The sequence below is a fragment of the Hahella sp. HN01 genome (assembly GCF_018986435.1).
Classification (GTDB): Bacteria; Pseudomonadota; Gammaproteobacteria; order Pseudomonadales; family Oleiphilaceae; genus Hahella.
On sequence record NZ_JAHMIN010000075.1, the window covers coordinates 1 to 7,496 of the forward strand.

General features: G+C 50.3%; 9 protein-coding genes and 1 pseudogene. 3 read left to right on the plus strand and 7 right to left on the minus strand.

Features of this window, described 5'->3' with window-relative positions; genetic code table 11:
• Window positions 1-210, plus strand: a pseudogene (locus KP814_RS31680) (hypothetical protein); the annotation flags it as partial.
• 36 nt (window positions 211-246) lie between these two features.
• Here KP814_RS31680 and KP814_RS31685 read toward each other — a convergent pair.
• The 3 genes from KP814_RS31685 to KP814_RS31695 all read right to left on the minus strand — a co-directional run bounded on the left by KP814_RS31685 (window position 247) and on the right by KP814_RS31695 (window position 3,122).
• Window positions 247-1,158 carry an NYN domain-containing protein gene (locus KP814_RS31685; RefSeq protein ID WP_216740532.1) on the minus strand — a complete coding sequence of 304 codons (912 nt, stop codon included), beginning with the start codon at window positions 1,156-1,158 and terminating at the stop codon, window positions 247-249.
• Window positions 1,159-1,293: 135 nt separating this feature from the next.
• Complete coding sequence (locus KP814_RS31690) at window positions 1,294-2,346, minus strand: NAD-dependent epimerase/dehydratase family protein (protein ID WP_216740533.1); 1,053 nt, start codon at window positions 2,344-2,346, stop codon at window positions 1,294-1,296.
• Between the two features lie 98 nt (window positions 2,347-2,444).
• Window positions 2,445-3,122 carry a type 1 glutamine amidotransferase domain-containing protein gene (locus tag KP814_RS31695; protein ID WP_216740534.1) on the minus strand — a complete coding sequence of 226 codons (678 nt, stop codon included), beginning with the start codon at window positions 3,120-3,122 and terminating at the stop codon, window positions 2,445-2,447.
• A 128-nt stretch (window positions 3,123-3,250) separates the two neighbouring features.
• On the opposite strand from KP814_RS31695, the gene KP814_RS31700 reads away from it, so the two are divergent.
• A complete protein-coding gene (locus tag KP814_RS31700; protein WP_216740535.1) occupies window positions 3,251-4,162 on the plus strand; it encodes a LysR family transcriptional regulator in 912 nt (303 codons plus the stop codon).
• A 32-nt stretch (window positions 4,163-4,194) separates the two neighbouring features.
• On the opposite strand, the gene KP814_RS31705 is transcribed toward KP814_RS31700, so the two are convergent.
• Complete coding sequence (locus KP814_RS31705) at window positions 4,195-4,578, minus strand: helix-turn-helix domain-containing protein (protein ID WP_216740536.1); 384 nt, start codon at window positions 4,576-4,578, stop codon at window positions 4,195-4,197.
• Between the two features lie 117 nt (window positions 4,579-4,695).
• Between KP814_RS31705 and KP814_RS31710 the strand changes: the two genes are divergently transcribed.
• On the plus strand, window positions 4,696-5,622 hold the full coding sequence (locus tag KP814_RS31710) for an alpha/beta fold hydrolase (RefSeq protein ID WP_253938788.1): 927 nt from the start codon (window positions 4,696-4,698) through the stop codon (window positions 5,620-5,622).
• Between the two features lie 103 nt (window positions 5,623-5,725).
• Here the strand turns inward: KP814_RS31710 and KP814_RS31715 are convergent, their stop codons facing one another.
• From KP814_RS31715 to KP814_RS31725, 3 genes are all read right to left on the minus strand, one after another.
• Entirely contained in the window at window positions 5,726-6,211 is a 486-nt protein-coding gene (locus KP814_RS31715; RefSeq protein WP_216740538.1) for a VOC family protein, read from the minus strand.
• Window positions 6,212-6,371: 160 nt separating this feature from the next.
• A complete protein-coding gene (locus KP814_RS31720) occupies window positions 6,372-7,220 on the minus strand; it encodes an ergot alkaloid biosynthesis protein (protein ID WP_216740539.1) in 849 nt (282 codons plus the stop codon).
• Window positions 7,217-7,496 (minus strand): nuclear transport factor 2 family protein (locus KP814_RS31725; RefSeq protein WP_216740540.1); only part of this gene is annotated, 280 nt, incomplete at its 5' end. The genes KP814_RS31720 and KP814_RS31725, both read right to left, overlap by 4 nt.

Here is a 7,496-nt window from a genome sequence, read left to right on the forward strand (position 1 = left end):
ATGATAGAACCTAACGATATGAGTGATGTGGCGGTATTGGCGCAACCCGTTGAGGACAAACACGCCAACTTACTCGCTCTGCTAGCCGATGGCGAGGCGTGGTCGAGCGCCTCTATTGCTCTTGCCCTGGGTATGAGCCAGCGCACTGTTTTTTCTGGTATTCGACAGAGAGTTATTCGCCCTTTCTTATCCACAAACGCTTATAAATAGGCGGCGATCCTATGCCGCCTTGTTCGTTTTTTGCGACTATGCAAGCACTCTGGAGCTTATATCCCGCAAAGAAAGATATTCAATGAATTCTCCTTCCGCTGAGACCGGAATGATCTTTACGGCGCAGGTTTTGTTGCCTTTTTCACTTGTTCCGCGTTCAAACTCCAGCTGACACCCGCTTTTTGCAATAGTTGTCATCTCAGAGTTTGTGGGGCGAGTTCCTCCTGAAAACCGGACATGTGATACATGGAAAAAGAGATCGCTCGTTTTTCCGGATTCATCTTTAACCGTTAAGAAACCAAACCCTTTGTCTTCTCTCCAGGAGCCCGCCTTGATGGTGGCGATCTCACGAACAGGCGTTGCGACCTTCTCTTTCTTTTCCGCCTTGGTTGGTTGTTTGAGGGCGGCTTGATTTTTTTTCAGAAAACCGTGGATCTTATGGCCATGTTCGCCATCCGGGCGGTAAAAGGTATCCACGCCTTGACTCAGTTCAGTGGAAATATTGTCGAAAGCAAAGGCCTCCACCTTTTTGCCCTTGTGCTGTAATGCAGACACCACGCGGCAGAAATCGCCGTCTCCACTTCCCAGTAGCACATAGTCAAGATTGTCGGTCTGGAGCAAGGCGTCTACGGCCAGCTCCAGGTCTACATTGCCTTTTGCGTATACGGTTCCGTCTTCTTGCTGGTACTTTTTCAAGGGTTTCTCAAACACCCTGAATCCAGCATTACGGATATCACTGCGGTGTTTTCGTTGCTCCTGCCGGTATTTGGCGTCTTTCTGTTCCCTGTCTTCATCAACCGCCATGTAGGTATTGGCTCGAATGACAAGCATCCCCAGGTCTTCCACAAACTTTATGATGGCGTTGTAGTCCAGCCCCTCGCGATCCTGTCCATAGATCAAATTGTCATTGTCGATGAATATTCCGGCTTTTAGCCCATCGTATTTCATGTATCACTTCCGCTCAGAGTCACTTATAACCTTTTTACTCATTATATCTGGCGGAATCTCAGCCGCCCCCTTAAATTCGTAACATTTAAGTTGGTGGCCTTGGACTGTTGTGAGAGTTGCTCCCTAAATCGTTTTCTATTTAGACCCGCGTTCACCACGAGAGGCGTTGATATAACCCACCGACTTAAACCATAAGAGCGTCCGCTTCACGGCGTCATCCAGTGAAACGGATGCTTCAAAGCCGAGTTCTCTCTTCGCCTTGTCTCCCGATAAAAATTGTCCGGATGACATGACTGCGATTGCGGTATCCGTAATTTTTGGCGTGGACCCGTTAAAGTATCGGTATCTAATCCTTTGAATCTTCGCCAAAGCCTTCACCACCGTTAACGGGATGATTTTAGGTCTGGTAATTTTCCCGTCTTGCGGGTTTACGCTGAAGAACAATGAATTACCGATCTCCACGACTTTCGAAGCCAGATTCGACATGGCGATGTTTTCATTGGTCAATAGATACCGCTCCCCGACCCTGCCTTTTTCGCACACCAGGGCGATGCCCAAGCCTGCATCGCCCGCGTAGATGCAATTGCGATTTCCCTCCACATAGGCAGGCAGCGTCTGATTGACAATCCCGAGCAGAAACTGTCCAGTGCTGGGTCCATAGTCATACTCGCCGAAGGTCATTGACGGAATGGCGATACAGACCGGCAGTCCTTCCGCCGCCATTTTTAGCGCCAAATCATCCATTGCCCATTTCGCCTGTACATAGGCGTTTTTATTTTGCGGTTGGCCAGAGTAACTCTGGTCTTCGCCAGCAGGTTCGCCTGTGGGATTTTTTGGCAAGGCGATGGAGCCTCCCACATAAACGATCCTTTTCACCTTGGAAACTTTGCAGGCCTGATAAAACACCTTTTCCTGAGCTAAGGCCAATTCCACATCCCGCCGCCAGGGATTTGGCGTTGTAGGATAATAGCCGGCGCAATTGATCACCACATCGAGCCCGCGCATGGCGCCAGCCAGGGTTTCTTCATCGCGAAGATCGCCGATTCTTGCCTCAAAATGCAGATCTTCGATCTTGCTGAGATCTGAGTCTTTGCGGTGAATGACAACGACTTCATGTCCTCTGGCGAGCAACGCGGCGGCCGTATGGTGACCTAGCATGCCTGTTGCGCCAATTACGCCTACTTTCATCTTGGTTTTACCTGCTTGATACCTGGCTATGAAGCGCCCTCACCCGATCTGGCGCTTTTTATCCATTCCTTCCTTCATCCTTCCACTACTTCACTGCGTCACTTCAATAAAGCCATTAAAGCCTTGGCTGTACCTTCGGAGCTGGCGGGGTTTTGTCCGGTGACCAGGAGGCCGTCGGTGACAACGTGAGACTGCCAGTCAGCGCCTTTCTCATAATGGCCTCCCAGGCGTTGGAACTCGTCTTCAATCAAGAACGGTACGACAGAGGTTAATCCTACGGCGTCCTCTTCACTGTTAGAGAAACCTGTGACTTTACGGCCGGCGATCAAAGGATTTCCTTTCTCGTCGCGTACTTTGATCAGTGCGCCAGGGGCATGACAAACCAGCCCGACTGGCTTGCCAGCTTGAGCAAATGTTTCGATGAGAGAAATGGAGTTTGCATCATTAGCCAGATCCCAAAGAGGACCATGTCCGCCCGGATAGAAAACAGCGTCAAAGTCTGCGCTGTCGACAGACGCCAGAGGGACGGTCGCCGCCAGCAGTTGCTGGGCTTCCTGGTCTTGATGAAAGCGTTCCGTCGCAGCGGTTTGGGCGCCTGGCTCATCGCTTTTGGGATCGATGGGCGGTTGACCGCCGGCCGGAGACGCCAGAGTTATCGTAGCGCCAGCATCCTTAAACGCATAATAAGGAGCCGCGAACTCCTCCAGCCAGAATCCCGTCTTGTGGCCTGTCTCTCCAAGCTGATCATGTGAGGTCAACACTAATAAAATTTTCATAATTATCTCTCTGTTTGAGTTCATGATGGTTTCTAACCATCCTAGGTCAAACCCATCTGCCGCAGAACAGGTTGAATGCTGAAATGACTTTTGTCTTAATGACAATAATCACAGTATGAGAACACGCGATGGACAAGCTAAGAGCCATGCAGTACCTGCTCAAGGTAGCGGATACCCTGAGTTTTTCACGGGCGGCGAAGTCATTCGGCGTACCGGCTTCTTCCATCTCCCGCCGCATCGCTGATCTGGAAGCGGACCTGGGAGTGGAATTGCTCCACCGTACAACCCGTACTGTGCGGCTGACGGAGATTGGCTTGATTTATGTTGAAAAAGTGCGCACGGGAGTGGCCCAGCTTGATGACGCCGAGGAAATGGTCAGTCTGCACAGCAGAACGCCAAGCGGTACATTACGCATTAGCGCCATGCCAAGCTTTAGCCAGTTGCTGCTGCCTGCCGTCATCGCTTTCAATGAACGTTATTCAGATATTATTCTGGACCTGCATTTCAGTGACGCCGTGGTGGAAATGGGGCGCGATAGTATTGATATCGCCATTCGTAGCAGCCTTTTAACTCAAGAGCGGGTGGTCGCTCGCAAAATCCATAGTCACAATTATCTTCTTGCCGCGTCTCCAGAGTATTTAAAAAGAAATGGAACGCCTCGCACACTGGAGGATCTGCAGGATCACCCGGCCCTGCTCTACCGTGGACCAAGTTCAGTTCTGAAATGGTACGGCGAGGACGCTGACGGCTGGTATGAACTACCGATTTCACCACTCATGATCAGTAACGATGGCGCCACGCTGGTGGCGATGGCCTGCCAGCATCGAGGTCTTGTATTGCTGCCTGAATGGGGACTTGAGAGGTACGTCAATCGAGGCGAGCTCATTCCTATCGATCTGAATCGGCCCATATCGGTGCGTCGTGGAACTGAGGCAAGCCTCTACCTGATGTACTTACATGCCAGATATCAGATACCCAAAGTTAAACTGGCGGTGGATTTTCTGTTTGAACATCTGACCCAGAATTCGACGGACCTGTGATTTCTGATTTATGTGGAGCGCGGCTGCAAAATCTAACCATTATCCCGATCATACTCACGCCGAGCGCTGCGTATTTCATCATGGTGTGTGTTGGCCCATGAAACCAGTTTCCAGAGTGACTTGGCCAGGCCTTCTCCCAGGGGGGTCAGTTCATACTCCACCTTTACTGGGACTTCTGGATAAACCGTGCGGTTAACGTATCCATCCCGTTCCAGGTCTCTCAAGGTCTGCGTCAGCATGCGTTGAGAAATACCTTCGATTCTGGTTTTCAGCGAATTGAAGCGATCTGGCCCTTCAACGAGGCTGAATAAGATCAGCATCGACCATTTATCCCCTACCTGACTGACCACATTTCGAATCGGACAGTCTTCATTTTGCAGAAAAACTCGCTTGCCGTTTTTGGTCTTGGTGCTCATTGCTCTTCACTCACAGGTTATCAAAAGGTAACTAGGGCAGATTTTAGTGCCTAATTGTTGTCCAAAATTCTTTTCTGTATGTTAGTACACATTAGTAACCTACATGAAGACAATTTTATGACTCAATCTCTACTTAACCTGGCGCTAAATGAATATGCAACACGCCGCGCAGAATCTGGAATCGATTTTTTTACCCCCAAATACGTAGCTGTCGGCAAGTTTAACGTTCGGTATGTACGTCACGTTAAAGAGAATGCCCCAACGTTGGTGCTGCTTAACGGTTTACCTCAAAGCATCCGCATCTGGGAGAGTTTTTGGGAAAGGCTATCCCATGACTTTGATCTGCTTGCCTTCGACATTCCTGGATTCGGGCTTACGAAAGCGGATGAAAGCGATATGTCGCCGAGAAAACTGGGTCAAGCCGTCATCGACATAATGGACCACTTTGGCATTCAGAAAGCGCACCTGATTGGCCCCGATGTGGGTGTACCCACTACGCTTGCGGCCGTTATTGGTCATCCTGAGCGTTTCGAGAGTATTAATATTTTTGACGGCCCTGGCAGTTATCCGCCCAAGATGTCCCCCATTTTGACGGCGGTCATCAAATCAGGTTTCGTCAGATGGCTTGCGAAAGGGCTAAATAGAAAGGCGGTTATGAAGACTAACTTTATGGTCGCAGTGAAAGAAGGTTACAAGCGCTACCGGCCAACAAAAAATGCAATTCGAGAGTATTACCAGATAACCCATGACCTGCAGAGTCATCGTTGCGCCATGAGCTTCTTTGGCGCCTACGCTCAGGATCTTCCCTGGATTCAGGAACGCCTGCGGAGCATTTCGGTTCCTACTTTGGTTACCTGGGGAAAACTCGACCCGTTCGTTGACGTCAGCAACGCCGACTATCTTGCATCGCACATCCCCTTGAGCAAACTCGTCATCTTTGAAAACGCCTCCCACTTTTCATCTGAAGATGCGGGAGAAGAGTATCTAAAGACGTTAACGAACTGGTGTCTGGGTGAATACAAGGGGATACGGGGGAAAGCTTGATCCCCCCTACTCCTTTATTTCCCATTCCTTCTCTTTTATTTGTGTCTGCGTTGCCGAGACTCCGCCCTGCCTTTCCATCAGGTTGGCGGAGCCTTTCGGGCGCTCAGGAGATATCCGCCACTGCCGCGTCGAGTGTGGCGATATCGATCTTCTTCATGGTCATCATCGCTTCGAACGCGCGCTTCGCCTCGATCGGGTTGGAACTTGTGGTCAGATCAAGCAGTCGTCTCGGCGTAATCTGCCACGAATACCCCCAACGATCTTTGCACCAGCCGCAGGCGCTTTCCGCGCCGCCATTTTCGATAATGGCGTTCCAATAGCGAACCGTTTCTTCCTGACTCTCCGTCACGACCATGAAGCTGACGGATTCATTGGGAGTGAACACCGGACCGCCGTTGAGACCAACAAACTGTCGCCCGAGCACCGTGAACTCGACGGTTAACTCTGTCCCTTCCCGACCGCCGGGAAAATCACCAGGGGCCATGTTGACTCGGCCGACATGACTGTCGGGAAAAGTGGCGGCATAGAACTCAGCCGCCTTGCTGGCTTCACCGTGGTCAAACCACAGACAGGTAATGAGGTTGGTCATCTCTGCTCTCCTTATTTGTTGGGCGAAAACCCTTTGTTGCAATCACAGAGTAGTCGTTCAGCGACATCCTATTTCGACGGTCATGTGCAAAAATTTAAGCGGGAGACAATGCCGCCAAGTCACAATGCCAGTGGGGCGATATTAAGTTTGTTGATGATAATCAATCCGCCCTCTCCCAGCTCAACTTACTTTCTACTGCAAAATCACTAAATGTTCTTGGCGGGCGATCAGTAACGTCTTCAACTTCGCAAGTAAGGCGTTCTTCAGCGCCTCCCGCTATAGCGGTATCCAGTGAGGATAGAAGACTGGCGTATTCAGGCGTCATCCCTATGCGTTCATATCTTTCCTTCAACTGCCGCTCCGTCAACATCACATGTTTGACAGGACGACCAATAGCTGTGGAAATTATTCTCGCTGCATCAGTGTAGGTCATGAGCTGAGGTCCCGTCAGAATTAAGTCTCTATTCATCGGCTCCCGTTGAGTTAGCGCTGCAGCGGCTACTGCTGCGATATCTCCCGCATCTATAAAAGGTATACGGCCGTTTCCTGTTGCTGAATATATCGCCCCTTCGTCCCTGATTGTCAGTAGATGTTGTTGCTCGGAAAAGTTCTGCATAAACCAGGAAGGACGTAATACTGCCCATTCCGGTGCGTTTTCCGCCAGATATTGATGAACGGCGCCAAGCATTGGGCCCCCCCTAGGCAATGACGATGCGCTGACTAACACGAAACGACGCACGCCGTTCTTAATCGCAAGGTCGATAAAGGGGCGCATCGCTTCCAAAGGCTCACTGACGTTTGAGGGGGCGAGCAGGTAGACTGCATCGACTTGGGAAAGCGCCGCCTCAAAAGTACTGGCGTCGCTCCAATCAAATAATATGCTATCGCAAGACTCTACAACGTTTATAGAACGCGCCGCCAATCTAACTCTGACATCGGCGGAGGCCAGTCTGGAAGCAATGCGTCTACCGGTCTTTCCCGTACCTCCAGTTAAAAGCACTGTCCTCATAGCTTGTTCTCCACTTCGCCTTGCAGAGGTGCGAGGTTTCCCAATGCGTCGAGCGCCACAAGAGGATTCCAGTAATCAACATAGCGTTCAATCATCCCATCGCGAACTGTAATCACGGATATATATCTGTAGTGGTCTAATAGTCCCGGACACATTAATAAGAGACAATACCCGTCAACGATTAAGGTGTCAGCATGAGTCAGAAAAAGTCGTATAAACAGTATACAAAAGAGTTTAAAGAAGAGGCCGTTTCCTTGGTCCGCGACCAAGGTTATT